This is a genomic window from Mesorhizobium mediterraneum, from assembly GCF_002284565.1.
Taxonomy (GTDB): Bacteria; Pseudomonadota; Alphaproteobacteria; order Rhizobiales; family Rhizobiaceae; genus Mesorhizobium; species Mesorhizobium mediterraneum.
This window is the reverse complement of sequence record NZ_NPKI01000050.1, coordinates 1-25,426: the sequence shown is the minus strand read 5'-3', so window position 1 is coordinate 25,426 and position 25,426 is coordinate 1. Positions and strand designations below refer to the sequence as shown.

The following is a 25,426-nucleotide window of genomic DNA, read 5'->3' as shown; positions in this document are numbered from 1 at the left end:
GCAGCGATGGCGATGGCGATTTGGTCAGGTTCCAGCGCCTTCCAGGAGCATCCGGGCGACCAACTCATCTACTGCGGGCGCCCGAACCTCCTGACAGAGAGAACTGCCGGTCTGGTTGCGGTCCGCCAGGCAGCAGTAAACGGGGCATGCATTGTTGGGGCCGCTGTAGCGCACGGTCATCCGCCGTCCGCATTGGCCGCAGACCGCCAAGCCCTGCAGCAAAGCAATGCCCTTGCGTGGCGCGCCGCGGTGGCCGGCCTCGTATCGATTGGTGTTGTCGGCGAGGCGTCGCTGATTGGCCATGAACTCCTCCCAGTTAATATAACCAGGGTGTGCGTCTTTGATGCAAACCTCGCAGTCGTCAATGGCCATCTTCGAGGTTGCGCGGTGCGAACCTGGACCTTGGCGGACCGCATTTATTCGGCGCCGACCGTAGACATATGCGCCGGCATAGGCCGGGTTGTGCTAAATATGATGGACATGGGCGATGGTGGCGTCTCGCCACACCAACTCATGGGGCGCCGGCCCGCGAAGCGGCCGCACCGGTACGCGTAGGTCATGCGTGCGCAGGTAACGCATAACGCGTCGCGCGGTCTGAAGCTCTCTAAATTTGTCGAAGATCAGACGCAGCCGAGCCTGAACCTCTTCATCAGGGTTGCGGTTGTAGGTCAAGCCACCTGGCAGCGGTATGCGAAGCTCGCCCCGCGCCGCCTTCTGCCGCTCCCCTTGATGCAGGCGGATGCGGATCTGGTGCAACTCCGCTTCACTCATGATCCCCGAGAGCCCTAACAATAGCCGGTCGTCATAGGCGCAGGGATCGTAGAGGCGCTCTCCCCCCGCGCGTCACTTCAAATTCCCCCGGGTAGGGTCAGTGAAACTCCCCCACCCGCAAGACAGGACAGAGGTGGATTTGTTAGTTTGACTTTGTTTTCCGAGCAAGGGCTTCAGCGGCTTCTTTGAGGCGATAGCTGCGTCCATCGAACTCAAGCAGATGGCAATGGTGCATCAGCCGATCGAGTATCGTCGTGCTCATGGTATTGTCTCGCAGATATGTCCCCCAGTCCTGCACGACCCGATTGGAGGTGACGATGACGCTGCGGCGCAGTTTGTAGCGCTGATGGATCAGGGTCTGCAGCCATGCGCCGGCGTCGTCGGGGATGGGGCGTGCGAGGAACAGATCGTCGAGCACGAGGAGATCGCAGTCGATGATTGTTCGCATCCGGGCCTCGCGTTGCGCGGGGGCGTTCAGAGCGTGGCGGTGGAAAGAAGTCATCGGTCTCGAGATACTGGACCTTGTGGCTGTGCAGGATCGCCTGATAGGCAATCGCCTTGGCGATGTGGGATTCCCGGTGCCCGGTTTGCCGACCAGCATCGCGTTCTCGCCGGCGGCAATGAACGACAGGGTGTGGAGCTGGAAGCAAGTTTGGCGCGGCAATTTGGGATTGAAGGACCAGTCGAATTCGGCGAGCGTCAGTTTTTCATCGAGCCCGGATTGCTGATATCGCCGCTCGATAAGGCGGGATTGGCGACGATCCAGTTCGTCCTGCAGGATCAGGGAGAAGGTCTCGAGGAAGGGTTGGTTTGCGCCCTGCGCCTGCAGCACGCGCGTCTGCAACGTGTCGCGGACGCCCGACAGGCGCAGCTGTCGCAGGCAGCGTTCAATTTCGGGTATGGTCATCATGGGGTTGGATCTCCAGTTTGAGGTGAGAAGGGGGTAGCGGGAACGCTCGTGGCGCCGAAGCTGGTCGGGGTTGCGCAGGCGCCACGAGCGCGGGGTGGAGAGGCGCGGTCGTCGTCAGCCCCAGCCCGCCGGCCATTGCTGCCGGCATCGTGTCGCACAGCACGGCTGAAGAGGTCGCCATATTCCGCGGGGGCGCGGATCAGTGGATGAACCTGGGTGAGCGGCGATGCCGGCTGTGGGGCTTCTCCAACCTGTTGCAGCGCCTGCTCAAACAGCCGTTCGACAGTCGCGCGTACGTGCTTGTAGCGGTAGATGCCGTTGCTGATGGCATGAGCACAGGCCTGCTCGACCAGCCGTGTCGGATACTTCCGGCTCAGCCCGACAATGCCCCACATCGCGCGCTGTCCGGGGCGTCCCTCGGCATCGAACATGTGTTGACACAGGGCCTTGGTTTGGGGGCCGATGCGACCGGCGTTCGCTAGCAGCACGGCGGTTTGCCGCGACGGATTGAACGGCCGTTCGTTGGTCGGCAGGACGACAGAACCGGGGTGCGTCATCCGGGGATGAATCCGCAGCAGCGCATGAGTGTGGCGATCACGGATCTCGATCGTGGAAGGGTAGAGGCGCGGGCGCTGGCCGCGCGGCGTAATAGCTGCTGTCGACGCGTACGGTGGTGTCGTCGCAGACGGTCCGAACGACTTCAGCGAAGATGCGGAAGGGTGCGACAGGCAGCGGCCGCAGGTGCGGCTTCTCCTCCTGGAACATGGCCTCGACCTGACGGCGAGTGCTGCCGTGGATGCGCTTGGAAGCCCAGTTCTCCTCCCAGTGCCTCAAGAACTCGTTCTGGGCTTCCAGCGTCTCGAAGCGCCGTCCGGCCAGCGCGGTCCCCTGGGTATGTTGAATCGCATTCTCGACGCTCGCTCAATCCGCGTGGCGTTGAGCCCCGACAGCACGTAATGGTACCAAGTAGTGGATGCCCGTCGCTGCCTCCACTTCTCCAGCCAAGCGCTCGAACGACGCTACCTACCCACGTTCGAGCGCGACCGCGGAATCGCAGACTGCCGAACGTCAGCCGTTGCGAAAGGTGTAGCCGTACCCGTTGATCGCCGGCGCGCCGCCTAGATGTGCGTAGAGGACCCTCGATCCCTGTGGAAAGAAGCCCCTCTGGACGAGGTCGATCATCCCTTGCATCGATTTGCCCTCGTAAACGGGGTCCGTAATCATGCCCTCGAGCCGCGCGCACAAACGGATTGCCTCTTTGGTTTCCTCCGATGGAACGCCATAACCCGGGTACGCGTAGTCCATGAACAACACCACGTCTGCCTCGACAATTTCCGCTCCGAGGTGGACGAGCTTCGCTGTATTTTGGGCGATGCCAAGCACCTGCGCCTTGGTCTTGGCGGGCATGGCGGAGGCATCGATACCGATCACGTTGCGCTGTCGACCATCCTTGGCGAACCCGACGAGCATGCCGCCGTGGGTTGAACCAGTCACCGTACAGACGACGATATAGTCGAAGGCAAACCCAAGCTGCTCTTCCTGGGCACGCACCTCCTCAGCGAACCCCACATAGCCCAGGCCGCCGTATTTGTGGACAGAGGCGCCGGCAGGTATCGCATATGGCCTGCCGCCCCTTGCCTTGACTTCATAAAGTGCCTTTTCCCAGCTGCGGCGGATGCCGATGTCAAAGCCCTCGTCAACCAGGCGCACCTCTGCCCCCATGATGCGGCTCAAGAGGATATTGCCGACCCGGTCGTAGACAGCATCATCATGTGGGACCCAGCTCTCCTGGACCAGGAGGCATTTCATGCCGATCTTGGCGGCGACCGCAGCGACCATGCGCGTATGGTTGGACTGCACGCCACCGATTGTGACGAGCGTATCGGCATCTGACGCGATCGCGTCGGGCACAATGTATTCGAGCTTGCGCAGCTTGTTTCCGCCGAACGCGAGACCGGAGTTGCAGTCCTCGCGTTTGACGTAGATTTCCACCTTGTCGCCCAGATGCTTGCCGAGGCGGTCGAGCCTCTCGATCGGCGTGGGTCCAAAGGTGAGCGGATAACGTTCGAATTTTTCCAGCATGCTATCTCCAGCAAAAAAGTACCTGAACCGGCTGCGCACCGGTCAGCCCAGGGGTATGTGTGATCAAAGACACCCGTCTTTCGAAGCGGGTGCAGAAGTCCGGTAGTGCAGCACCGAGTTTGTCATTGCGACAAGCACACCGCATCCAGCGTGCTGCAATGACTCTTATGTGCCTAATCGACCAACCACCCGCATCTCCCGGCCTAAGGACAAACCGAATGTGGTCGCGTGTTAGCCGAACACAGATTCCCTATACGATCAGCTCAGTCATCAGAGGGTGACCAAAACTGGTGTGGGTCTGAGCACTGATCCTGTCATCCGCGCATCAAAGCAGCAGCATATGCTGGGCATTCGACCAAGCCGGGACACAGCTGAAAATTGCATTCCGCAGTTGATCAGAGTCAGACGACTGGTACCCGAGCTTTCCTGTAACCATCGGCATGCTGGCCCCTGTGGCGAGTTCCACGAGCGCGGCTAGAGGACTGCCAGATCAGAAAGAGCACGCGGCCGAAGGAGCCGGCCTGAAGCAGCAGCGAACAGGCCAGCGTCGTGACGACTGCCACACGGAGCGAATCCAAAGCGAAGTAAACCATCGACGCATTGCTGCACAGGACCAGCCCCACGAGCCGACAAAAAGATGAAGTGCACGCCGCTCCCCTGGTTTTCGCCAGATCATGTTGCGAGCTCGTCGGCCGCAACATGCGTCTGGCAGTTCTTGGGGCAGACGCGGCCGCAGGCTCCGCAGCCGATGCAGCGGCCGGCATCATCGACAACCATGATCATGCGATTGAGCTTGCCGTCGAAATCGTCGTCCTCGTCATCGCAGGGGCCGAGGATTTCACCCGCATCATCAACGCCGTGAAGATGCATGACATCGCGCGAGCAGACCTTGAAACAACGGCAGCAGCCGATGCAGGTCTTGCTATCGATGGAGGTCAGGTACGACGGCATCCAAATGGAGCCGTCACGGGTGGTGAATGTGCGCATCATCCTAAATTCTTCATTGAAGCGAGTTCTCTCTTGGCAACATCCAACTCGGCATAAACGGCTTGGGTTTTCTAGGCGACTTCCTGTATGTCGGCCCACTTGCCCGGCAGACCCTCGACGAGGTCCTGCAATGCCATCTTGGCAATAGCTGCACGCAACTGGAGCTTTCAGACTTTTTTCCTCATCCTATCTAGGTCTGACATAGATCCTTCCTGGAACAATGGTTTCTTGATGCGCTCCATCTCGGGCTAGGCTTCAATGGCTGCAGTCGCATCGTCGACCAGTTTCGTACCGGCCTCAGCAAGTTTGCGGAAAGTCTCGAAGCCGAACCGGTGGACGTCTCGACAGAACGCCCAACCGCCGGAAGCCCCCACGGGTTTCATTTCTATTGTCGGCGACGTCGACACGCCGGAGCGCTCCTCGATCGCAAGCGCCACGGCGGTGTAAAACATGTCGAGCCTCCACAGCGCGTCAGGATCGGGTTCGCCGCCAAAGGGTATCGCACGTTGCTGTTGCTTGGTGATGATGAACTCGGCCAGCAGCTCGGCATCCGAATGGCCTTCCCATAAGCCGAAGGAATCCTGAGTACGAATGAGCCGCAGGAGGCATTTGACGAACGGGGAAGCAAGGGCCTCGTCGTCCTTGTGGACAGCAGGGCCAACCGGTTCATGAGGAATTTCGCTTTTCCCCAATTTCAGTACTCCTCTTGAAGGACGATCTCTTTTTCTGCGATGTGTGGTTCGGGCGCTTGCGTGGGCGGGGAATGGCTTGGGCGAGCCGATCCCACGCAACAGTGTCCCGTGGCCGACCTCGAGCACGTCCACCAGTGCGAGACCTTTCACCGCGGCGCGAACGCCTGCGCCGCGGTTCGACCCGAGGTAAACGCAATGGAAATTCCACCTGCCGCAAGCCGCGCACTTTTGCGGCATCGACGTTATTGCTGCGAAGTGCGCCTGGGCGGGCGGATTTGCCGGTGTTCAATTCCAATTGTCATGCCCTTCGCGATCCTTGCTCAGGAAGTGACAGCGTTTTGAGTTTCGGAAGTCTTGTTTTGCGGAGCCACACAGAGACCCGCGTGACAGGCAGGCTCACCCGTGTAGTTGGCCAGGGCTTGGAGCAACGAGGTGAGGTAGCGCTGTTTGGTTTGGTCCGGCACTGGCTCCGAATGGTCCAGCGATTTGATTGCCACCTCGATCAACTCGATCGCCCGGTCCTTGTTGCCGCTCTCGTAATAATACTGAGCGACCGGAAAGTAACACCCGAATTTAAAGTCTCCATCGCCTTGCGGAGGATTAAGTTCCAGGATCTGTTCGGAGAGCTCCTTGCCCATCGCAAAGCGATCATCATGCGGAAGATGGGAGTTGTCGATCGTGGGATGGAAGAGTTGGTTCAGCGCCATCACCACCCAAGACATCGCTTCGAACTTTTTGTTGATCGCGTCCTCGACCAATTCGCGCATAAGCGGCAAGCCGGTTTTGATGTCGCGCAGCTTGTGAAGCAGAATATCCGCATGAACCCGCCGAAAATCAAAAGAGTCTGGCATCACGGCGAGGCCTTCTTCGATGGCCAATAGTGCCGCTGCCCAATCCTCGTCCTGCATCGCCGGCCCAAGTTTGGCGTATATCGGCTGACTCAGCGACGATTCGCGCACACGCGAGATTCGCTTTGCATCGACGGCTTTCGCTTCATAGCTGCTGCGCCAGCTGCCGTTAAGGACTTTCGGCAAAACGTCATCGAGAGGTGCCGGGTGGCCGATATAAGCGATGTGGCCGTCGCGGTCGACCACGAACGAGGTGGGAATCCCGAACGAAGAGCTGGGTTCCAGCCAGAGCTTTTTCATTTCGCCAGTGCAATCGAACGCTGTCCGATAATTCAGATTCGGGAACTTCTCGGTCAGCCAGGCATCCACGTTGGTCCGCGCTTCGTCCGCGGTTGCAGCCTTTTCGCAAGCTGCGACTCCGATAATCTCAAATCCGCTGTCTTTATATTTCTCCTGCAGTTCAATCAAATGGGGCATGGCGTGGACACATGGTCGGCACCAAGTCGCCCAAAATTCAACGAGGTAGACCTTGCCGGGCCGAAGGCTCGTGAGGGGCTCGCCACGCAGCCAGTTCTCCACTTTCAGCGCAGGAGCCGGGGACCCCATACGCAGTTCCATCTTGGTGTCCAAAGTCATTCCACACCTTTCGTCTCTTTTGTCGCGGAATATTTTCCAGTCAAAATCGGACACGGTCTCGAGGGCATTGCTCCCTCTCGCTTGCTTCAGCGAAGCTCTCACCGTGTTGCCGCACATCAAGCACGGCAAAGGGCATGCCAACCCTTCTTAGCTTCGGCAAGCGCCGGTACCGCCTTGAATAAGCGAGCCCTAACATGGCCAGCTGACGTTAACCTGAATGTCGGCTTTCGACGGCTCACCTTAGCGGCTGCCGTTTAGGAAGGTGAGAGTTTGGCTGGCCCGCTGGCGATAAGACCGGCTTCGGCGTCCTGGAGTAGTCGCACTTCGGCGATGGTGTCGAAAGTGCGGGAGAGGCTCGGTACCCTTGCAGCCACCGCCGCATGTGGCCCGGCGTCATAATTCGCGTCGCGGTTGCCAACGGCGGCGTTGGGCTCGATCCACGTGGCGTTGAGCCGACAGCACGTAAAGCTGCATCGTGATTGAATGCCCTTTGCTGTTTCACGCCAAGCAGGAGTCGCGCGACGCTACCTTGCTCAAGCGCGAGCAGAGCGATCTGACGCCGTAGGAATATTGCTCGTCCCGCTTTTGCCGCCAGAGGCGGAAATCTTTCCTGAATGCCACCGCCGATCATCAATATCGACGAATCATATCCCGCTGCCCATTTGTTCGACTCCGAGGTCGGGCCAGCACTCCGTCAAGGGACGGTTGATGAACCCTAGATGCTCGGGATTGGCGCATGGCGCGCGCCGCAGAAGGCTGTCAAGGATGCGGCGCGCTCGCCAGGCCAGCAGCCCAAAGTTCGGATCAGCCAGCCCGCGCTGTCCAAGGCAGGCGTTCTGAACGAAAAGGCGTCGGTCTCGCGGTCCGTCCCAGTACACCGAAAAATCCTCGCCGATGGCGAGCTCATTGCCGATCTGTTCGAGGCGATCTGCGATCGGTTCTAGGAAACCCGGCAGCGGTTTCTCGTACCCGGTGGCCAGGATGACGATATCGGCGGTTACTTCTCCGATGTTGTCCAAGCCGCGTTGCAGCGTGAGCCTGTGCCCTGCTCCGGCATTGATGCAGCGCGACACGTTGCAACTTGGCCGCAATGTGATCTCGCATTGGTGTGGCTCGAGAAAGGCGTGGTGGTAGAGCGCCTGATAGACCGCGCGCAACTTGCTTTCTGAAATGCCCTCGGAGGCAAGCGCGAAACGCCGCAGGAACAGCTGTCGATGCACCTCGCTCATCGCAGCAAAACGATCCGAGAAGCATGGCGTGAACAGCCCGTTTGTGAACGCGTGGTCGTCGAAAGGCATCTCGCGCGTCAAGACCCATGTGATCGCCGCGGGCCGCCGTTCTTTCGGCCGGCCGACAAGGTGCAGTAGCAGCTCGGCTCCCGACTGTCCGCCGCCAACAACGCAGACATGCTTTTTTTGCACCTCAGGATTGATGTGGGCCAACTCAGATGAGTGGAACAGGTTGGGTCCAGTCCAGCCATGAAACTGAGGCGGAATTTGCGCCTGCTTGCCTATGTCGATGACGAGGTTTCTTGCATCAAGGACCGCGTTGTCCGTCCGCACGCGAAACTCGCCGTCAAAGCGGATTTCGCGAACGGCCTCGCCGCCACGGACAAGCGGATTCTTCTGGAACGCCCAGTTGAGATATTGGGCGAACTCGGCTCTAAGCACCCCGTGAAATTGCGCATTGAGGAAATTGTAAAGACGCCCGTTCTCGTGGAGGTAGTTTACGAATGTGTAGGCTGATCGCGGATTGACCAGAGTAACCAGATCCTGGAAGTGGCCGACCTGGAGCTCCGCGCAATCGAAAGCGCTGCCTGGATGTCCTCGGAAATCGACCTCCCGGTCCAGGAACAGTGCCCCTTGCGCAATCTCTTCCTGTATCTGACACGCAAGGCTCAAATTAGATGGTCCAGCACCCACACCAATACAAAAGAGGTCCACTTATCCTTACTCCTCTAGGAGTGTTTTCCAACTCAGCGGCATGTTGACGTCGATCGCCGGGCATTGAGCAATGCGAACCTCACAAGCATGCTTGAGCCGCGGTCCCGACTGAGAGGACAGCAAAAGCGTGTGCCGCCTTCCAGGTCTTGGGCTCAATGTCGGCGGCATCGACAGCGGCGCGGCGTGATCCGAACCCAAGAGCAGAAGGAAAGTGTGTGATGCTGTCGCGCGGCTCTTCCGGATCTTACGGCGGCTTCTAGCGCCGGCCTCCACCCCAGGAATGGCTGTTTCCCTGCCACGACGGAAGCGGCTCTTTCTTTCGAAGGGCGTAACCATGGATAACGGCTCTTAATGCTTTCTGAGACTCCCATGCATGCGGCGTGCCGGATAAAGACCTGTCAAACCAACGAGTTCGCGCAGTTCCAGCTCGTCTGGAATCCGACATTGTCGCACGCCCGACGATCGGGCAGGGGAAGCTCCGCGGCAGCGGCCCTTGCACACCGCAGGCTGACAGGGACAGCCGCCGATTTGACGCGCGTCCGGGTACTGATAAGGGGCCTTCCAACAGGGTTCGCGCACGAGGCGGGGTCTCCTGGTACACCCGCCCTGTGGCTTGGCTGCGGTCTGCTGCAGCCGTTCGTCTTTACTGCCCGTTGCGGACGATCTCGCACGAGTTGGTTCACGAGAGCGTCGTGAAGCAGTCGAGGCGTCCGGTTTGGCTCTGACAAGCATCGCAAGATGTTCGCGGATCCAGCCATGTCTCCGCAATCCGACCGGTAACCGACGACGACTTCGGACTGGTTGGCGGTCCTACGACCTGATCGGTGTTCCTACGGAGCTGATCAGCGAGCCAAAAACAGCGGCAATGTGGTCTTCCCAAAGCTCCAGCTCGGCGGACCGCCGAAAATCCGCTCACGCAGCCCACGGCTGCCATAAGCACCCATGACCATCATGTCAGCACAGATGTCGTTCGCGTGCTGGGTCAGCACTGTGCCCGCCGATTTGCCGGCGCTCTTAAGCAGGTCAACGGAGACCCGAGCACCGTGCCGAGTAAGATAGGCAGCGATGTCAGCTCCAGACTGCGCGCCTTTCCCGTTGTTTTGCGCCTTTGGATCGACCATAGCGACACAGACTTCCTTGGCAGCGGATAGGATACTAAGAGCTTCCCGAACCGCACGCGAGGCCTCTACACGCGAATCCCAGCCGACCAGCACGCGTCGAGGCGACAGCGTCGCCTTAACGCCCTTCGGCACGATGAGCACCGGCTTTCCGCTATCGAACAAGCAGCCGTTGACAACAGGAGGTCCGAGAGTCTCATCGTTGAGGAGGTCTCCTCCAACGATCGTCAGGTCAGCGCAGAGCGCCCGCTGTCGTGCCACTTCACCGAGGCTAGCCGGATCGCAATAGTCGGTGTCAACGTCACAGGAAAGCGACATAGCTTTCAGCCTTTTGAGGATATCCGCGGACCGTCTTTCCATTCTGGTCACGTCCTGTGAAAATTTCTCGATTTGCTGAAATCGATAGTTCGGTACTGCAATTGCCTGTGCACGTCCTGTATTCCATTCGGGGGGCGGAGACGACATCAAGAGCAATGGAGGCGGTATAATGAGTACCGATAGGTGCGCGCCGACCTCGGCACACAGTCCGGCAGCTGTTGTGAGGTCCTCATCAGAATGATCAGCACCCGTCACACTGAATATGCTTTTAAATTCCATTTGCCTGCTTCTCCTGGTCTTCGTTAGGAGCGCCTCAAAGCGGCAACACCGCTCTCAGGAGGAAGAGAGAGCGGCACCACGTTCGATCACCGATTTCAGTCGTCCGGCTTCTCGAGCGAGTAGCCGGCCGACCTGACGGTGCGAATGACGCTGCCGGGCAAGGCCGTTTTCAGCGCCCTCCTGATTCGGCTGATATGGACATCGACGGTGCGTGCACCGACATGAATGTTGGGCAGCCAGGCCGCCCCGATAAGCTCGTCCCGGCTGAAGACCTTGCCCGGGGCCTCAATCATAAGCCGCAGCACGTTGAAATCGATCCGTCCGAGATGGATGTCGTGGCCATTACCGCGAACCCGATGGGCATCGAGCTTCATCTCCAGGCCTCCACAACAAATCCAACTGTCGTTTTCAACCCCGTTCGGACCACGCTTGGTCAGCCCGAGCCTCGCCCGCAGGCAGTCGAGCAGCTTGGCCGGAGCCACCGGCCGCACAAAGCTCTCAACGCCTGCCTTCAAGAGATCGAGGTGCTGGTGCTCGGCGCCAGGCGCGATCAGGGCGATGATAGGCAGGTCGGTGGTGCGCGGTTCCCGCTTGAGGTGGGCGCAAATTGCGGACCCGTTTATGCTGGCTGGGTCGCAATCCAGCACTACGGCCTGAAGCTCCCGTTGTTCGGCCAAGGCCAGCGCAGCCTTCGCGCCGTCTGCCGTCTCACTGCTGAAACCGTCAACCTCCAGTATGTGGCTGTAGAGCAGATAGAACTCGGCATCTTGCGAGCAGATCAGGACCAGCGGCTTCTTCATCGGCGATACCCCAACAACCTGGTCGGCCTCGAGTCCCTGGATCGAGGGAACTGGCCAACATAGTTTCTCGGGTCCGTCATGATGGCCTTTCTCGAAAATCGCGCCCATCATGCCAGCGCCACGTGGGGAAAGGTTTCGATGACTGAAATCGCATCGTCGACCAGCTTCGTACCGGCCGTGGCGAGCTTCAGGAGCGTCTCGAAGCCAAACCGGTGGACATCGCGCAGCGTTTTGGACAAAACGACCAGCCGTCCGGTCGTGAAAAGCACCCGACCAAAACCCTCATGGCTCACCTGGATCATCGGCGATGCCATAAGGCCGCAGCGCTCCTCGATCGCAAGCCCGATGGCGGCGTAGTACTTGTCGAGCCTCCACAGCACGTCGGGATCGGGATCTCCGATGATTGGGATCCCTCGGCGCTGTTCCTTGGTAATGATGAAGTCGCCCAGCAGCTCAGCGTCCGCTTTGCGTTCCCACGAGCCATAGGAATCCTGAGAACGGATCAGCCGCACGAGGCATTTGACGAACGGGGTGCAAAGAGCCGCCTCGTCTTCGGCGACAGCTGGGGGGATTGCGGGGTCAGGCATTGGCGTCCTCCTCTTTTCAGTCCTCGTCCTCGAAGGACGGTTTCTTTTCGGCAATGCCCGCTCGCGCCAGCACCTTGCGCAGCCAAGGCGGAGGACACGTCCTGAGCATCATCTGCGTGCGCAAGAGCACCTGTGGGATCGATTCGGGCTCCGCCACTTTGATCGGGTGGATTTTTGCCGCGACAAGCTTGGCTGCCGAAGGGCCGCCAATTGCCAGACAAAACAGGATCTGACAGCCCTTGAGCGCATCCACCTTTGGCGTGATGCGATCATCGCGCTCGGCCCGATGCTCCCCGCTTTCATCGGACACGTCATCGAAGGCCACGGCTTCTACGAGATTCCATTCCTCGCGCGTCACGTCGTAGACAGCAAAGCGCCTGGCCGACCCGAAATGGGCATTGAGGTCCTGCATGTCCTGAGTGGCGATCGCAACGCGCAATGCGCCCTTACGTCGTTCAGGCATCGGGGCGAAAACCTCATTACTGACCAGCGAGAGGCGGCGAACAGCGTTCATCGTGATATTTCTCGATTACGGAGTGGATCAAGCGCCTCAGGAGTGGGCGCGTGTTGGTTGGCCTGGAAGATGCTGGCGACCTCGAAGATCATGTCGCGGGTGCCCTGATAGAGAATTGCGAGCTTGTGCTGGCTGCCTAGTCGATCGAAGACCGGGAACCCGATGCGCATGAGCGGAATTCCGAGCCGCTCCGATGCTTGGCGCCCGTGCGAATGCGTGACAAGCAGGTCAGCACCGACGGCAAGACTTTCCAGATCGCCGAGATCGCCGATCTGAACCGAAACCGCCGGGACTTTCTTGAGAATTTTAGACCTGTCGGTCGTTGTGACGGCCGCGGCTATCTCGGAGCCGAGACCAGCAAAGAAGGTTGCAAGTTGGAACAGCTGGTCTGGTTCGGCAGCGATGGCAATTTTCTTGCCGCCGAAATGGAAATGTCCGTCGAGCATCGCGTCCTGCAATTGCGCCCGGCGCCGGCGCACGCGGGCCGGTACCGCCGCGCCCGAAATCGAAGACAGCAGCGACACGAAGCGGTCCGTGTCCTGCAGCCCAGTCAGTGACTGGAACAACACGTAAGGCACGCCGGTCAACCCGAGCAGCGCTTTCGCCGGGCGGCGCATGTGCTCACCGATGGCGATGCATCGCATGGCCGTACCCAACTCGCGAATGTCTTCGACGCTGGTGCCGCCGTATGTGGTCGCTACCCAGCGGTCAGGAACCGTACCGTCGAGCGAGCCTGAAATGTCGGGCAGAATAACCGGCTTGAGCCCAAAGCTTTCAACCATGTCCCGCATATGCTCGATGTCGGCGACAGAGAGGTTGCATCCGGGCAGGATTGCGATCTTCTTCGGGTGCCGCGCCCGTTCGCCCGAGCGCGTAATCCCTTCGATCATTGCGGTGACTGCCTTGGCCCAGCCCTCTTCGATCGCGCCGTCAAAATCCGGCGTGTTGGCCAGCACGACCTCCGTACCCGCAAGCTGTTGCGTGTGCTTCCGCATGATGTTGGCAATATCACCCGCGCAATCTTCGCCACGCGTCTCCACCAGCGCGGTCGTGCACACCCCGATCAGCGTTGGCTTCGTGCGGTTCTTGAGGTTGAGGATCGCCTCTTCCAGATGGTCGGCTGCGCCGAGGATGGTCGCCACCTCATCCATCGCCGTAGTCTGCAAGGGAATCGCTTCTTTGAAGTGCCGCACGAGGAGAACGAGCGCAAAGCTTGTGCAGCCTTGGCTGCCGTGGAACAGCGGCATCGCACCGTCGACGCCAAGAAAGGCAAAGGCGGCACCCAGCGGCTGCGACGACTTCAGCGGGTTGACTGCCGCCGATTTGCTCTGGGGAAGGATGCGGGCCATCGGTCGCCTCAACACTCGTGTGCCGTCGCGCAGGCGAATTCATCAAACAGGTACGCGGTCTCGTTCCTCGTGCACGGCAATTCGCCTATCAGCTCAGGCTGGCAATCCCACGGGGCCGGCTGGCGCACCTGAGACCAGATCGGATTGTGAATGGCGAGGTCGATCTGGCGTACGAGTTCCACCATGCCGTCATAGCCGGCATAAGGATGCTGGCGCTCCTGGTTGATATCGAGCCAGGGCGTCTTGGCCTTGAGCGCAATGAATTGCGTGCGACCGCCCGACAGCATGATATCGGCCCTGTGTTCAGAGAGCATGGCGTACAGCTCGCTCGCAGCCATGGATTCGAACATGTGCTTGTCGTGCTTGAGAACTTGTTTGATGCGCTCCTTGTCCTGCACCGTAGATTTCTTGATCGAGGTGCCGACGATCTCGATTCCGATCTCCATCAGCGCATGGACAACCGACCAGGACTTCACACCGCCTGTGTTGAGCAGCACGCGCTTGCCTTGGAGCCTTTGCCGGTAGGATTCGAGTTTCTTCCACGCGATCGCCTCCTGCTGCGCGATCAGCGTCTCTGTGCGCTCGAGGATCTCCGGATCGGCGCCCTTCCTCACCAGCAGCCTGACAAGGTTTCGAAGAGCTTGCGATGTGTCGGAGATGCCATAGAAGGAGCCCTCGAAGAACGGGATGTCCCAGCGCTCCTCCATCTTGCGGGCAAGACTGATCAGCGCGGTCGAGCACACCATCATTGCCGCCCGGGCGCGGTGCGCGGAAGCAATGTCGCGGTAACGCGCATCGCCGGGAATGCAGGCGCGCACCCGGATCCCGAGCCGATCGAGGAGCGGCTTTACAAGCCAGAATTCGCCCGAGAGGTTGAATTCGCCAAGGATGTTGATGTCGTAGGGTCCGGGGTCGTCGGGTTCGACCGTGCCGATGACATGATCGAGCAACGCCTCGGCGGCGAGCTTATTGCCGAGGTTCTTGGAGCCTGCCAGGCCAGGCGCATTGATCGGCACCACGGCCAAACCGAACTTTTCCGTGGCGCGTTTGCACACGGCCTCGATGTCGTCACCGATCAGCGCCGTTACGCAAGTCGAGTAGACGAAGATCGCCGGCGGCGCGTATGTGTGCTTGATCTCGCGGATCGCCTTGAAGAGTTTCCGCTCGCCCTGCCCCATCACAAGGTCGAGTTCGGTGAGGTCGGTCGTGAAGCTTGTCCGCCACAAGGTCGGCCCTGACGAAACCGCACCACGGTTGTCCCAAGAATTGCCCTCGCAGGCGAGCGGCGCATGGACCAGATGCGCAACGTCGGTGATCGGCTGCAGGACGATCTTGGCTCCGTCAAAGGCGCAGCCGCCGGCTGCCGCCCCTGGTGTCAGCGACTTCGAGCAGCCCTCCTTGCGCGCCTTGGCATCTTTGCCACGGTTCTTATCGCAGGCGGGCTCATCGAAGGCGTCCTTGATTTTGGCGCTGAGGGAGGACATTGCTCAGCCTCCCCAGTCCATTGGGCAAGGAATGGCCTCGGCGAAAAGCCGGCCACAGCTCTTAGCGCGTGAGGTCATAGGAATAATCCGTCACACCCGTCTCGCTCGTCTCGCGATCGAGTTTGTCGAAGATCTTGTCGAGGATCGTCGTCAGCACGCGCAACGCTCCCTGGTAGCCAAAGAGCGCAAAGCGGTGATGATGGTGCCGATCGAAGATCGGAAACATCAGCCGGATCAGCGGTGTTCCGGTGTCGCGCTCCAGGTACTTGCCGTAGGAATTGCCGATCAAAAGGTCCACCGGCTCGGTAAAGAGCAGTGAGCGCAGCGCCCACAGGTCCTTGCCCGCCCAAACCTGGGCAGCCTTGCCGAAAGGCGAGGATGCTAGCAGCTTCTTCAAATCGGCTTCCCATGCCGAGGTGCCATTGGTGGCGAGGCAATGGGTTGGCTCGCCGCCGGTCTCCATGACAAAGCGGGCCATTGCGTGAACGAAGTCGGGATCACCGTAGATGGCGTATTTCTTACCATGCAACCAGGATTGGCTGTCCGCCATGGCGTCTACCAGTCGGCCGCGCTCGAGGCGAATTGCCTCGGGAATCTCCTTGCCGGAAATCGCCGCGACCTCCATCAGGAATTCGTCCGTCGCCTGAACGCCGAGCGGATAGTGGAACGAGGCCGTCGCCTGCCCGACCTCCTCGCAATAGCCCAGTGTCTTTCGGGTGTTGTGATGCTGCAGCGAAAGCGTTGCCTCGGCGTTGAGGGCCTTCTTCACCTCGTTGATCTTCGTGCCCCCGTCATACATGCGGTATTCACCGTCCGAAGGCGTATCGAACTGGTCAGAGGCATCCTGGATCAATGTATAGGACACGCCCATTACATCGAGCAGGCGCTTGAGCTCCCGGTTGTTGCCGACGCAGAAGCCGTCGAAGCCCGGAATGATGTTGATGGTTCCTTCGATTTGCGTACGCTCCTGACCTTTCCAGAAGTGCTCCAAAATGCCTTTGACCATGTTGTCATAGCCGTCGACATGACTGCCAACGAAGGCCGGGGTGTGGGCAAAGGGCACGTCGAAGTCGCGCGGGACTGAATCTTCGTCCTTGGCGTTCTGGATGAAGCTGTGCAGGTCGTCGCCAATGACCTCTGCCATACAGGTCGTCGACACGGCAATCATCTTGGGGTCGTAGAGCTGGTAGGTGTTGGCGAGCCCGTCGACCATGTTCTTCAGGCCGCCAAACACCGCCGCATCCTCGGTCATTGAGGAGGAGACCGCCGCGGCAGGCTCCTTGAAATGGCGCGACAGGTGCGAGCGGTAATAGGCGACGCAACCTTGGCTGCCGTGGACGAAGGACATGGTTCGCTCGAAGCCGGCGGCAGCGAATACCGCACCCAGCGGCTGGCAGGCCTTGGCCGGGTTCACGACAAGCGCTTTGCGGGCGAGGTTCTTTTCGCGGTATTCCCACGTCTGGGTGAAATCGCGCTGATCGGAAACGATTTCATCGGGGTGCGGACATTCGAAGTTTAGCTTCTTCTCAGCGAGCATCTTTCTGTATTCCGGCTCGCGGAACAGGGGAGCGTGATCGAGAATTTTTTCAGCCGACTGCGGCATGATGATTACCTCTTTTGCATCTGGCTGCGCGGGACGGCAGCTCAGGACGTCAAGACGTTCCAGGCTCCGGCGGATCAGAGGCCGCGGGAGTTCACCGTCTCAGTGGGAGACTGGGGCTGAAGCAAATGTTTATTCGGCAGCCATCGCCCGCTCATCGCCCCGGCTTCTTTTCCAAGGCGCGTGGAATAGGTCCCAGACCGGGTTGTTAATGGCGAGATCCACATCACGTGCGAAAATGGCAAAGCCATCGTAGCCGTGATACGGGCCTGAATAATCCCAGGAATGCATCTGGCGGAACGGTATGCCCATCTTCTGCACCGGGTATTTTTCTTTGATTCCCGAGCCGACCAGATTTGGGCGAATCCCTTCGATGAATTTCTCCAACTCATAGCCGGTCACGTCATCGTAGATCAGCGTGCCGTTCTTCACGTAGTGGCCGGTGCGCTGATAGTCGTCGCTGTGGGCGAATTCATAGCCGGTGCCCACGATGACCATGCCGAGGTCCTCGTAGGCCGTGACGACGTGGCGGGGGCGCAGGCCGCCGACATAGAGCATCACGGTATTTCCTTCCAGGCGCGACAGGTACTTGGCGATGACCGCATCAACAAGCGGCCTGTACTTGGCAATGACCTTTTCGGTCTTCTCCTCGATTTCCGGCCCAAAATGCTTGGCTATGTTGCGCAGAGAGGCTTCGATCTGGGAGGGACCGAAGAAATTGTACTCCATCCAGGCGACGCCATACTTTTCCTCCATATGCCGACAGATGTAATTCATCGACCGGTAGCAGTGGATAAGATTGAGCTTAGCCTTCGGGGCGCGCTCGATCTCTGCGAGTGTGGCGTCACCCGACCAGTTGCCAACCACGCGCAGCCCTATCTCCTCAAGCAGTATGCGCGAGGCCCAGGCATCGCCGCCGATATTGTAGTCGCCGATGACGTTGACGTCGTAGGGGCCGGCCTCGAACTTGACATCCTTTTTGTCGAAGACCCAATCCCGGATTGCATCATTGGCGATGTGGTGGCCAAGCGACTGCGAGACGCCGCGGAAGCCCTCGCAGCGTACCGGCACGATCGTCTTGTCATACTCCTTGGTCTTTTTGCGAGAAACGGCCTCGGTGTCATCGCCAATCAGGCCGATAGGGCATTCGGACTGCACGGTGATGCCGTTGTTGAGCGGAAACAAGACTTCAATCTCGTCAATGATCTGTTCCAGCTTCTTGTCGCCGCCGAAGACGATGTCCTTCTCCTGGAAATCGGAGGTGAACTGCATTGTCCCGAACGTGTCGACGCCCGTTGTACCGACGTAGTAGTTGCGGCGCTGCGACCAAGAATATTGGCCGCAGCCGACCGGGCCGTGCGAGATATGGACCATATCCTTGACTGGCCCCCACACCACGCCTTTCGAACCAGCATATGCACAGCCGCGAATCGTCATCACCCCGGGAATGGACTTGATGTTCGATTTGACGTCGCATTCGGAAAGGACCTCGCTTTCCCCGCCAGCCTCGTTGCCGCTCTTTGCGACGTTGAGGTGCTTCTTGCGGCGCTTCGCCGCCTTGTCGGGATAATGCGACAGCACCTCTTCGATAAGCTTCGCATGAAGAGCACCGTCATTCTCGTATTCCCGGCTCATGAGTCCCCCTTTCAAGGTTGGGTGACGCCTCAACGAATAGGCGCCGTTCTCTGCAAGGCGCGCCGATTCATGGCAGCGCTAATGTCACTACTGGACCGCCGCCTTCGCCGCTTCCTTGGAGTGAAGCTCGGCAAGCATCTGCTCGTCGGTCTTCATGATGCCGAAGTCGAGCAGCATCTCCTCCAGCTCCTCCATGGTGATCGGCGTCGGGATCGTACCCTGGCCCGAATTGGCGTGGATCTTCTCGGCCAGAGCGCGGTATTCCCCTGCCTGCTTTGAGTCCGGCGCGTACTGGATCACCGACATCTTCCTGAGTTCGGCATGTTGGACGATGTTGTCGCGGGGCACGAAGTGGATGAGCTTGGAATTCAATCGGCCAGCCAGTGCTTCGGCCAGATCGAGTTCGCGGTCGGTTTGACGTTCATTGCAGATCAGCCCGCCCAGCCGCACACCGCCCGAATGGGCATATTTGAGGATGCCCTTGGCGATGTTGTTGGCGGCATAGAGCGCCATCATCTCGCCGGACATGACGATATAGATCTCCTGGGCCTTGCCTTCGCGGATCGGCATGGCGAAGCCGCCGCATACCACGTCGCCGAGGACGTCATAGGAGACATAATCGACATCGTCATAAGCGCCATTCTCCTCGAGGAAATTGATCGAGGTGATGACGCCGCGGCCGGCGCAACCGACACCCGGCTCGGGGCCGCCGGACTCCACGCACTTGATGCCTCTGTAGCCCACCTTGAGCACGTCCTGGAGTTCGAGGTCTTCCACCGAACCTTCCTGTGCGGCGAGATCCAGGACGGTATCCTGAGCTTTCGAATTCAGGATCAAGCGTGTGGAATCGGCTTTGGGGTCGCATCCTACGATGAGGATTCTCTGCCCGAGGTCGACAAGGGCAGCGAGCGTATTTTGGGACGTGGTGGACTTGCCGATGCCGCCTTTTCCGTAAAAGGCGATCTGACGCAGACCTGACATAATAGCTTTCCTTCCTTCGTTCTAATCATCGCGACTGCCCGCGACACAAGTGCCGATAGGCAGCTCGTGCCGCCTCACACCAAGCATCGCAAAAAGCGTACCAGCGTGATCGGCCGATCCCAGAAGAAACTTTGTCATTAAATTCCAGCCGCTTAGACGGCGGCAAAACGCGCGAGCGGGCCTTTCAGGCGTCTGTCACGGACACGACAAAGCCGACACAGATTGTCGTGCGCCATCCAAACCGCCGTGTGTCGAGCTCGAAGCGGGAGAATGGGGAGTTAGCCCAAAGCTGATGGCGAGACCATCGGAAGACATCGGCTCTTGTCTTTCCAGCCTGCCATTGATCGGGCGGTCGCTGGATGAGCAGGAGCCTGGGGCTTGACCGCGGCGCGGGTAGTTCAGGCAGGCTTACGGAGCGGGAACGCCGGCGGCCGATAGACATCCGCGCTTAACCTTTCATAGCCCGTCTACAAGTTGGTTCCGCCGACGCGCTATATGGAAGCCAAATAATTCAGTAGCTTAGCCGAGAGCATTGATATTTTCAGAAAGATACGTGTTATACGCGTATGAAACGCCGAACCCATGACCGGCGCCCTCATGCGCGTGAGACCCCGTTGTGGGCGAGGCTCGCGACTGGCTGCACGATCCTAGCCGGCCTGCTTGCCATTGAGTTTGGTCCCGCCGCGGTAGGCTGCGGCATCAAGGGCAACATCAGCTACAACACTGGCAAGAAGATTATCACGTTCTTGGACAGGAATCTTACTGGGAGACACGCATCAACCTATTGAAGGGCGAGCGGTGGTTTTGTTCAGAGGAAGCTGCACGAAAGGCGGGCTGGCGGGCTTCGAGAGGTTAGTGTCGCGGCAGCTTGCAGATCTGCCCACGGGGCCGCCACGATCGCAAAGTGTGTACAAAAGCGCCCTCTCTGCCGAACTGAACAGTGCTCACGGCCATAGCCTCGGATGAGCCCGACTGGCTTGACCTCTGCATGATGAGAGCAGCTTTTACACCAGGTGCGCAGCACATGTCTTTAACGAACGCATCGTCTTCAAGAATATAGAGAGCAATTCGGAAAACCGAGTAGTTGGCGGCGAAGCTAGGAGAAGGTATACACCGCCCTCTTGTTACCCCAGAGTAGAACGTGCAGCTGCGGCAAGACGCGGGCTTCGAACCACCTGTCGCTGGTCACCTTTTCGACCAGCTATTCCATGCGCATCATATTCCGTCGGACTCGACAGAGACGTCTTCATTACCACGGCGGGGCGGCGTGTGATTGCCGGGTTGCAGACAAACCTCGCCGCGACGTCTTTGGGACGAGTGGTGCCGGCACCGAATCCCTATCATTTAGACTAGCCAGCTTGGGGAGCGCCGTCAGACCGCCAGACCGGAAGAGGAGGCTTCGCGCCAAGTTGTGCCAAGAATGTTGGACCGTGCGGAACCGCTGGGGCGGCGCTCAACTCTGGCGCACGATGAAGCGTCGATTGGGTGAATGAATAGGGCGCGCGTTCGACGGGTAGAGTGAGGCAAATCGCTGGATGTCTGCCGGATCAACGTCAACCGGTTCCATCGCCACCATCCACTCGACGTTTTCGGCGCACGGCGGCGTCGTCAGTGAGCCCTCATAAGTCCAATAGCCAAGCGAGGCTGGCAGAAGCCAGTTGGGATTCACCTCGTCGATCGTCACCTCTCCATTCGGCAGTTCGGGAAAGGCCGCAGCAAGGGCAGCAAAGCTGGCATTTGTCGCGCCGGGCGTTAAAAAGACGCCCAGCACGCCCAGAGTACCACTTTGCGTGTCCTTGTGAACGAAATGCACCTCCATCGGGAAGCTCTTGCCCGCCACGTGATGTTCGCTTGGCGCATGGAAATGGAACTGTACCAGTTCGTAGACACGATCGCCGCGGGTCAGCGTGCTGCCTTGTGGCATATTGATTTGAATGGTGTGGCCGTTGTTCACCATATTGCCGCCGCCCTTGTGCCAGCCGATGGCGATATGCGGGATATCCGCCTTGACCGCGCTGTTGATATTGATCGGCGATTGCTGCGTGCCGGCAGAGCATACGAAATTTTTCTTATCCAGATCAGCCCAGTGCTCCGGTCCGACCGGACCGGTGTACCCCCAATGGGCACTGGTCGCTTGGGCGGCTTGAACGCAAATCCGGCATGCGCCGAGCGCAACCAACCCTTTGATCAGGTGACGACGATACATATTGCTTTTGCTCCTCTTGCGAACTGATGTTGGTGGCTGCCCTAATGGACGCGTGATGGCCAATCGGCGCGGCCACTATTGTCCTACTGACGGATGCCCGCATGCCTTGGCGTGCTTTCATAAGTGCGGCTGCCGTTTCTCGGCTGGCCGGCTTCTGCAGCCCGCAACGGGGGCAGTTTCAACCAGCTAAACGATAAAAAATTTGAGCAGACCAGCGCTTGACCCCCGCCGCAAAGGCACAGGCGAACGTGATCACTGCGCGGCTGCCGTTCGCGCCGGAGGCCGCATCGCTATACTTTACACTCGCTGCCCAAGGAGACGCAGGCGACCCCAATACGTTTTCATCGCTACTCCCGACGCAGCCGACGACGCCACGAAAACGTTGCTATATTTCACGTTGGGCCAATGAGGAAATCGATCTTCTTTATGGAAGGCATTTGCGCAATGGATGCATTCCCATGCTGACAGTCGTGCGTCAGGCCGGACAATGAGATACATCGATAAGAGCTGGACAAGGATGAGGGGATGACGTGCTTGCGACGGAGCAGGTGGGGCGAGAAGGCCAGTTCTTGCGGATTTCAACTTTGCGTGACGACAGCTCATCGGAGTCAAGGTGACACACGCCGGCAGCGGGGTGTCCGGGCGGTTTCCAGCCGCACAATCGCGAGACCGCTGACGCGAACAAAGCTCGGCTGTACTCGGCACGCGAAGAGAGCCTGCCAAGCCGTTGGAGCCCGGCCTTCCGGTGCGACGCAAGCCACAGACTAGACCGCCCTCTTGTTACCCCAAAGCAGAACGTGCAGCTGCGGCAACACGCGGGCTTCGAACCACCTGTCGCTAGTCACCCTTTCGACAAGCCATTCCATTCGCATCATTATTCCGTCCAAGTCGACAGAGGCGTCTTCACTGCCAGGGAGCGGCGGCGTGTGATTGCCGGGTTGCAGATAGATCGGAAGGTGCGGATATCTCGCCGCGACTTCTTTGGCGTAGGCATAGTCACTCTCGTCGAAAACGACGAGCTTGAGCACGATTTGCGGCTTCTCTTGCGCCGCTTCGAGGCATGCATCAAACGCAGCCCAACGGGTCGTCATCTCGCTGGACGGCGGCTTTGGGCTAAGGGTCAGCACGTCAAGATCCGCAAACCACTCCCTCACCACGGAACCCTGCGTTTCCAGTGCAAAACGATAGCCCTCGCGATGGCCTCGTTCTATGAGGGGACCGAACGGCTGAATGGCCGGGTTGCCGCCTGACAAGGAGACCATAACCGGCCTGCCGCCGGAAAGCGCATGGACGGTTTGCCACACGGCATCGATCGGCATCGGTAGCCATTCATGGCGATACTGATTGTCCACCGCGTGAAGGCTGTCGCACCATGAACAGCGATAATCACATCCGCCGGTTCTGATGAACACCGTCGGCAAGCCGATGAGCACGCCCTCGCCCTGGATAGTCGGCCCGAATATCTCGCTCACACGGATTGCGGGATGCATGTCGGTCACGGACGGTATTCCGCCCAAGTTTTCGGTGTTTCGCTAACGCGCACGGCCGCGGTCTGCGGCAGACGTGCCTTGCACCATTCATAGAAATGTCTGGCCAGGCATTCCGCCGTGACCTTCTCATGTCCCAGCACGTCGTTGAGGTGCCGATGGTCGAAGCTCTCGTCAATGTAGCGTTTGAGCGGCGCCAGATCGTGATAGTCACGCACGAAGCCGTGGGCGTCCAGTTCCTTGGCCGACAGCTCCACTACGACGACATAGTTATGCCCGTGCAGGCGCGCGCATTGATGGTTGGGAGGCAAGGAGGTGAGCTGATGCGAGGCCGAGAAGTGGAATTCCTTGCTGATGTGGAACATTACGCGCGCCTCCTGCGCAGCGCCTCAAGCCAGAAATCGGCGTCCTCGTAGTCGGTGGGATCAGAGTGCCCGGCGAGATGGAACGCTTCGCGCCGCTCGACGCAGGTCCCGCATCGTCCGCAGTGACGCACGCCGCCCTTGTAACAGGACCAGGTCTCAGCAAACGGGGTGCCGTATCTTGCGCCATCCGCAACAATGTCAGCTTTTCCGAGATTCACATACGGTGCATAGAGGCGTATCTGCGCATAGCCGTCGAGCGCGCGGTCTTGCATTGTCTGGAAAGCTTCAATGAAGGCCGGACGGCAATCGGGATAGATGAAATGGTCCCCACCATGCACGGCCGCCGCCACCGCTTCGGCGCTGTGGGCGGCGGCGAGACCGAAGGCGATTGCCAACATGATGGCATTGCGGTTCGGCACCACCGTAATCTTCATCGTGTCTTCGGCGTAGTGGCCGTCCGGCACGTCGATACTGCTAGTCAGCGCTGAGCCGGAAAGGCCACGGCCAATTTCGCCGATGTCGATGATCTGGTGCGGGACCTTCAGTCGCTGCGCGCAAAGAGCGGCGAAGCCCAATTCCTTCCTGTGCCGTTGGCCATAGTCGAAAGATAGAAGGCCGGTGAGTTCGTGCTCCGCTGCCACCATGTGAGCAAGGGAAACGGAGTCCAATCCGCCAGAGCAGACGGCGAGAGTCTTCATCATTGGTATCCTTGTTTTGACCGGGTAAGGCTGCGACCGGAGATTTCTCTGCGCCCCCACTACTCCAGCGACTCAGTTTTGTGAACCGGGAGAATTTGCGCTCAGCCCGATTGGAACGGGAGTGCGTCGCGTCCAACACGCGTGATCAATAAAAGTTGAGCGCTTCAGCAGTTTGTTTCGCATCGCGCCAACTTTCGCAACCTGCTGTCGGATAGTCGACTTCGAGACACGGTGATGTTCGGCCGACATCGGCTGACTCTTAATTAAGCCGCAGAACACATGTTGGCTTTCTGGCCTTCGCTTGTGCGGTTGGCACGACAATTGATATTCTATTTGTGGGGCGGCACACCCCGCCAGCCGAAAGTGGCAGTGAGCTCCTTCAGGCGCAGGTTGATGTGCTGATTATTCGGCAATTTTCCGATCTCGAACCAGAAAGCGAGGGCGACATGGATGCCAGCAAATTTGACATTGGCGACATCCGCCTGGAGAACCCTGCGCGGCGCGATTGAGGCCGCAGGCGAGCCTGCTCTACCTGCCGCCCTACAGTCCCGACTTCAATCCGATTGAGAACGCCTTCGCCCAACCTAAGGCGCTGCTGCGAGCAAAGGCCGAGATAACCATCAAGGCTCTATGGGACTGACGTTGCCCCAGCAGTTTTGAGTTCGTTTCCGGCGTGGGTTGTGCCCTGCTGGGCGGGTGAAGCGACGGGCGCTGGCGCGGAGCCTTTGGCATAGCGCAGCGCGAGCGACCGTCGCGGATTGAAGGTGCTGGCGAACTTGGCCGGGGTCTGCCAGGCGATTTGGGAGTGCGGTCGCGCGGTGTTGTAGTCGGCGTGCCACAGGGCGATGGCTACGCGCGCCTGAGCCAGCGAGGTGAACAGCGTCTCGTTGAGCAGTTCATCGCGCAGTCGGCCGTTGAAGCTCTCGATGAAGCCATTCTGCATCGGCTTGCCGGGCGCAATGTAATGCCATTCGACGCGGTTCTGATCCGCCCAGGAGAGGATGGCGTTCGAGGTGAACTCGCTGCCATTGTCGCTGACGATCATCCTGGGCCGGCCGCGCTGGTGATGAGCCGGTCCAATTCGCGGGCAACCCGCATGCCCGAGAGAGACGTATCAACGATGAGTGCCAGGCACT

The 25,426-nt window shown here is 59.4% G+C and carries 23 protein-coding genes and 4 pseudogenes; 3 read left to right on the top strand and 24 right to left on the bottom strand.

The window, feature by feature from the left end; all coding sequences use genetic code 11:
- Positions 1-913: 913 nt before the first annotated feature.
- From CIT25_RS33535 to nifH, 18 genes and pseudogenes are all read right to left on the bottom strand, one after another.
- Positions 914-1,681, bottom strand: coding sequence for an ATP-binding protein (locus CIT25_RS33535; protein ID WP_095489380.1), 768 nt, complete (start codon positions 1,679-1,681; stop codon positions 914-916).
- Positions 1,659-2,596: pseudogene (locus CIT25_RS33530) on the bottom strand (IS21 family transposase); the annotation flags it as partial. The gene CIT25_RS33535 and the pseudogene CIT25_RS33530, both read right to left, overlap by 23 nt.
- Before the next feature lie 153 nt (positions 2,597-2,749).
- Positions 2,750-3,763, bottom strand: coding sequence for a 1-aminocyclopropane-1-carboxylate deaminase (locus CIT25_RS33525; protein ID WP_024505903.1), 1,014 nt, complete (start codon positions 3,761-3,763; stop codon positions 2,750-2,752).
- A 401-nt stretch (positions 3,764-4,164) separates the two neighbouring features.
- On the bottom strand, positions 4,165-4,356 hold the full coding sequence (locus CIT25_RS37915) for an exopolysaccharide production repressor protein (RefSeq protein WP_127394248.1): 192 nt from the start codon (positions 4,354-4,356) through the stop codon (positions 4,165-4,167).
- Positions 4,357-4,435: 79 nt separating this feature from the next.
- Entirely contained in the window at positions 4,436-4,753 is a 318-nt protein-coding gene (fdxB, locus tag CIT25_RS33515; RefSeq protein WP_174800308.1) for a ferredoxin III, nif-specific, read from the bottom strand.
- Positions 4,754-4,821: 68 nt separating this feature from the next.
- On the bottom strand, positions 4,822-4,908 hold the full coding sequence (locus CIT25_RS37910; RefSeq protein ID WP_280953407.1) for a CCE_0567 family metalloprotein: 87 nt from the start codon (positions 4,906-4,908) through the stop codon (positions 4,822-4,824).
- Between the two features lie 90 nt (positions 4,909-4,998).
- Complete coding sequence (locus tag CIT25_RS33505) at positions 4,999-5,442, bottom strand: DUF269 domain-containing protein (RefSeq protein ID WP_245330120.1); 444 nt, start codon at positions 5,440-5,442, stop codon at positions 4,999-5,001.
- Between the two features lie 320 nt (positions 5,443-5,762).
- Entirely contained in the window at positions 5,763-6,908 is a 1,146-nt protein-coding gene (locus CIT25_RS33500; protein ID WP_063170388.1) for a TlpA family protein disulfide reductase, read from the bottom strand.
- A gap of 662 nt (positions 6,909-7,570) precedes the next feature.
- Positions 7,571-8,869, bottom strand: a complete 1,299-nt coding sequence (locus CIT25_RS33495; protein ID WP_063169368.1) for a lysine N(6)-hydroxylase/L-ornithine N(5)-oxygenase family protein — start codon at positions 8,867-8,869, stop codon at positions 7,571-7,573.
- Positions 8,870-9,711: 842 nt separating this feature from the next.
- The gene (locus CIT25_RS33490; protein WP_063169369.1) at positions 9,712-10,584 is read right to left on the bottom strand and encodes a universal stress protein; all 873 of its coding nucleotides are present in this window, start codon (positions 10,582-10,584) and stop codon (positions 9,712-9,714) included.
- A gap of 95 nt (positions 10,585-10,679) precedes the next feature.
- A complete protein-coding gene (locus CIT25_RS33485; RefSeq protein ID WP_224571202.1) occupies positions 10,680-11,384 on the bottom strand; it encodes a response regulator transcription factor in 705 nt (234 codons plus the stop codon).
- A 107-nt stretch (positions 11,385-11,491) separates the two neighbouring features.
- Positions 11,492-11,971 (bottom strand): NifX-associated nitrogen fixation protein, encoded by a 480-nt coding sequence (locus tag CIT25_RS33480; RefSeq protein ID WP_024505267.1) that lies wholly within the window; start codon positions 11,969-11,971, stop codon positions 11,492-11,494.
- Positions 11,972-11,987: 16 nt separating this feature from the next.
- On the bottom strand, positions 11,988-12,485 hold the full coding sequence (gene nifX / locus CIT25_RS33475; RefSeq protein WP_095489377.1) for a nitrogen fixation protein NifX: 498 nt from the start codon (positions 12,483-12,485) through the stop codon (positions 11,988-11,990).
- Positions 12,482-13,834, bottom strand: a complete 1,353-nt coding sequence (gene nifN, locus CIT25_RS33470) for a nitrogenase iron-molybdenum cofactor biosynthesis protein NifN (protein WP_095489437.1) — start codon at positions 13,832-13,834, stop codon at positions 12,482-12,484. Before nifN ends, nifX begins: the two co-directional genes overlap by 4 nt.
- Before the next feature lie 8 nt (positions 13,835-13,842).
- Positions 13,843-15,318, bottom strand: coding sequence for a nitrogenase iron-molybdenum cofactor biosynthesis protein NifE (nifE, locus tag CIT25_RS33465; RefSeq protein WP_095489376.1), 1,476 nt, complete (start codon positions 15,316-15,318; stop codon positions 13,843-13,845).
- Positions 15,319-15,379: 61 nt separating this feature from the next.
- On the bottom strand, positions 15,380-16,921 hold the full coding sequence (gene nifK, locus CIT25_RS33460; protein WP_024505263.1) for a nitrogenase molybdenum-iron protein subunit beta: 1,542 nt from the start codon (positions 16,919-16,921) through the stop codon (positions 15,380-15,382).
- Between the two features lie 129 nt (positions 16,922-17,050).
- Positions 17,051-18,553: a nitrogenase molybdenum-iron protein alpha chain gene (nifD, locus tag CIT25_RS33455; protein WP_024505262.1), complete on the bottom strand. Its 1,503-nt coding sequence runs from the start codon at positions 18,551-18,553 to the stop codon at positions 17,051-17,053.
- A gap of 87 nt (positions 18,554-18,640) precedes the next feature.
- Positions 18,641-19,534: a nitrogenase iron protein gene (gene nifH / locus CIT25_RS33450; RefSeq protein WP_095489375.1), complete on the bottom strand. Its 894-nt coding sequence runs from the start codon at positions 19,532-19,534 to the stop codon at positions 18,641-18,643.
- A gap of 691 nt (positions 19,535-20,225) precedes the next feature.
- Between nifH and CIT25_RS38735 the strand changes: the two genes are divergently transcribed.
- On the top strand, positions 20,226-20,390 hold the full coding sequence (locus tag CIT25_RS38735) for a sunset domain-containing protein (RefSeq protein WP_483423521.1): 165 nt from the start codon (positions 20,226-20,228) through the stop codon (positions 20,388-20,390).
- 240 nt (positions 20,391-20,630) lie between these two features.
- Here CIT25_RS38735 and CIT25_RS37905 read toward each other — a convergent pair.
- The 5 genes and pseudogenes from CIT25_RS37905 to queC form a co-directional block, all read right to left on the bottom strand.
- Positions 20,631-20,827: pseudogene (locus CIT25_RS37905) on the bottom strand (7-carboxy-7-deazaguanine synthase QueE); the annotation flags it as partial.
- A 160-nt stretch (positions 20,828-20,987) separates the two neighbouring features.
- The gene (locus CIT25_RS33435) at positions 20,988-21,740 is read right to left on the bottom strand and encodes a carbonic anhydrase (protein ID WP_095489374.1); all 753 of its coding nucleotides are present in this window, start codon (positions 21,738-21,740) and stop codon (positions 20,988-20,990) included.
- Positions 21,741-22,504: 764 nt separating this feature from the next.
- Complete coding sequence (gene queE / locus CIT25_RS33430; RefSeq protein WP_164548811.1) at positions 22,505-23,230, bottom strand: 7-carboxy-7-deazaguanine synthase QueE; 726 nt, start codon at positions 23,228-23,230, stop codon at positions 22,505-22,507.
- A gap of 5 nt (positions 23,231-23,235) precedes the next feature.
- Positions 23,236-23,592: a 6-carboxytetrahydropterin synthase QueD gene (queD, locus tag CIT25_RS33425; RefSeq protein WP_063169374.1), complete on the bottom strand. Its 357-nt coding sequence runs from the start codon at positions 23,590-23,592 to the stop codon at positions 23,236-23,238.
- Positions 23,592-24,290, bottom strand: coding sequence for a 7-cyano-7-deazaguanine synthase QueC (queC, locus tag CIT25_RS33420; RefSeq protein WP_095489373.1), 699 nt, complete (start codon positions 24,288-24,290; stop codon positions 23,592-23,594). Before queC ends, queD begins: the two co-directional genes overlap by 1 nt.
- Positions 24,291-24,625: 335 nt before the next feature.
- Here queC and CIT25_RS37060 point away from each other — a divergent pair, with 335 nt between their 5' ends.
- Positions 24,626-24,799: a hypothetical protein gene (locus CIT25_RS37060; protein WP_167391123.1), complete on the top strand. Its 174-nt coding sequence runs from the start codon at positions 24,626-24,628 to the stop codon at positions 24,797-24,799.
- Between the two features lie 8 nt (positions 24,800-24,807).
- A pseudogene (locus CIT25_RS33415) lies at positions 24,808-24,927 on the top strand (transposase); the annotation flags it as partial.
- On the opposite strand, the pseudogene CIT25_RS33410 reads toward CIT25_RS33415, so the two are convergent.
- Positions 24,919-25,426: pseudogene (locus CIT25_RS33410) on the bottom strand (integrase core domain-containing protein); the annotation flags it as partial. The pseudogenes CIT25_RS33415 and CIT25_RS33410 sit on opposite strands and share 9 nt — an antisense overlap.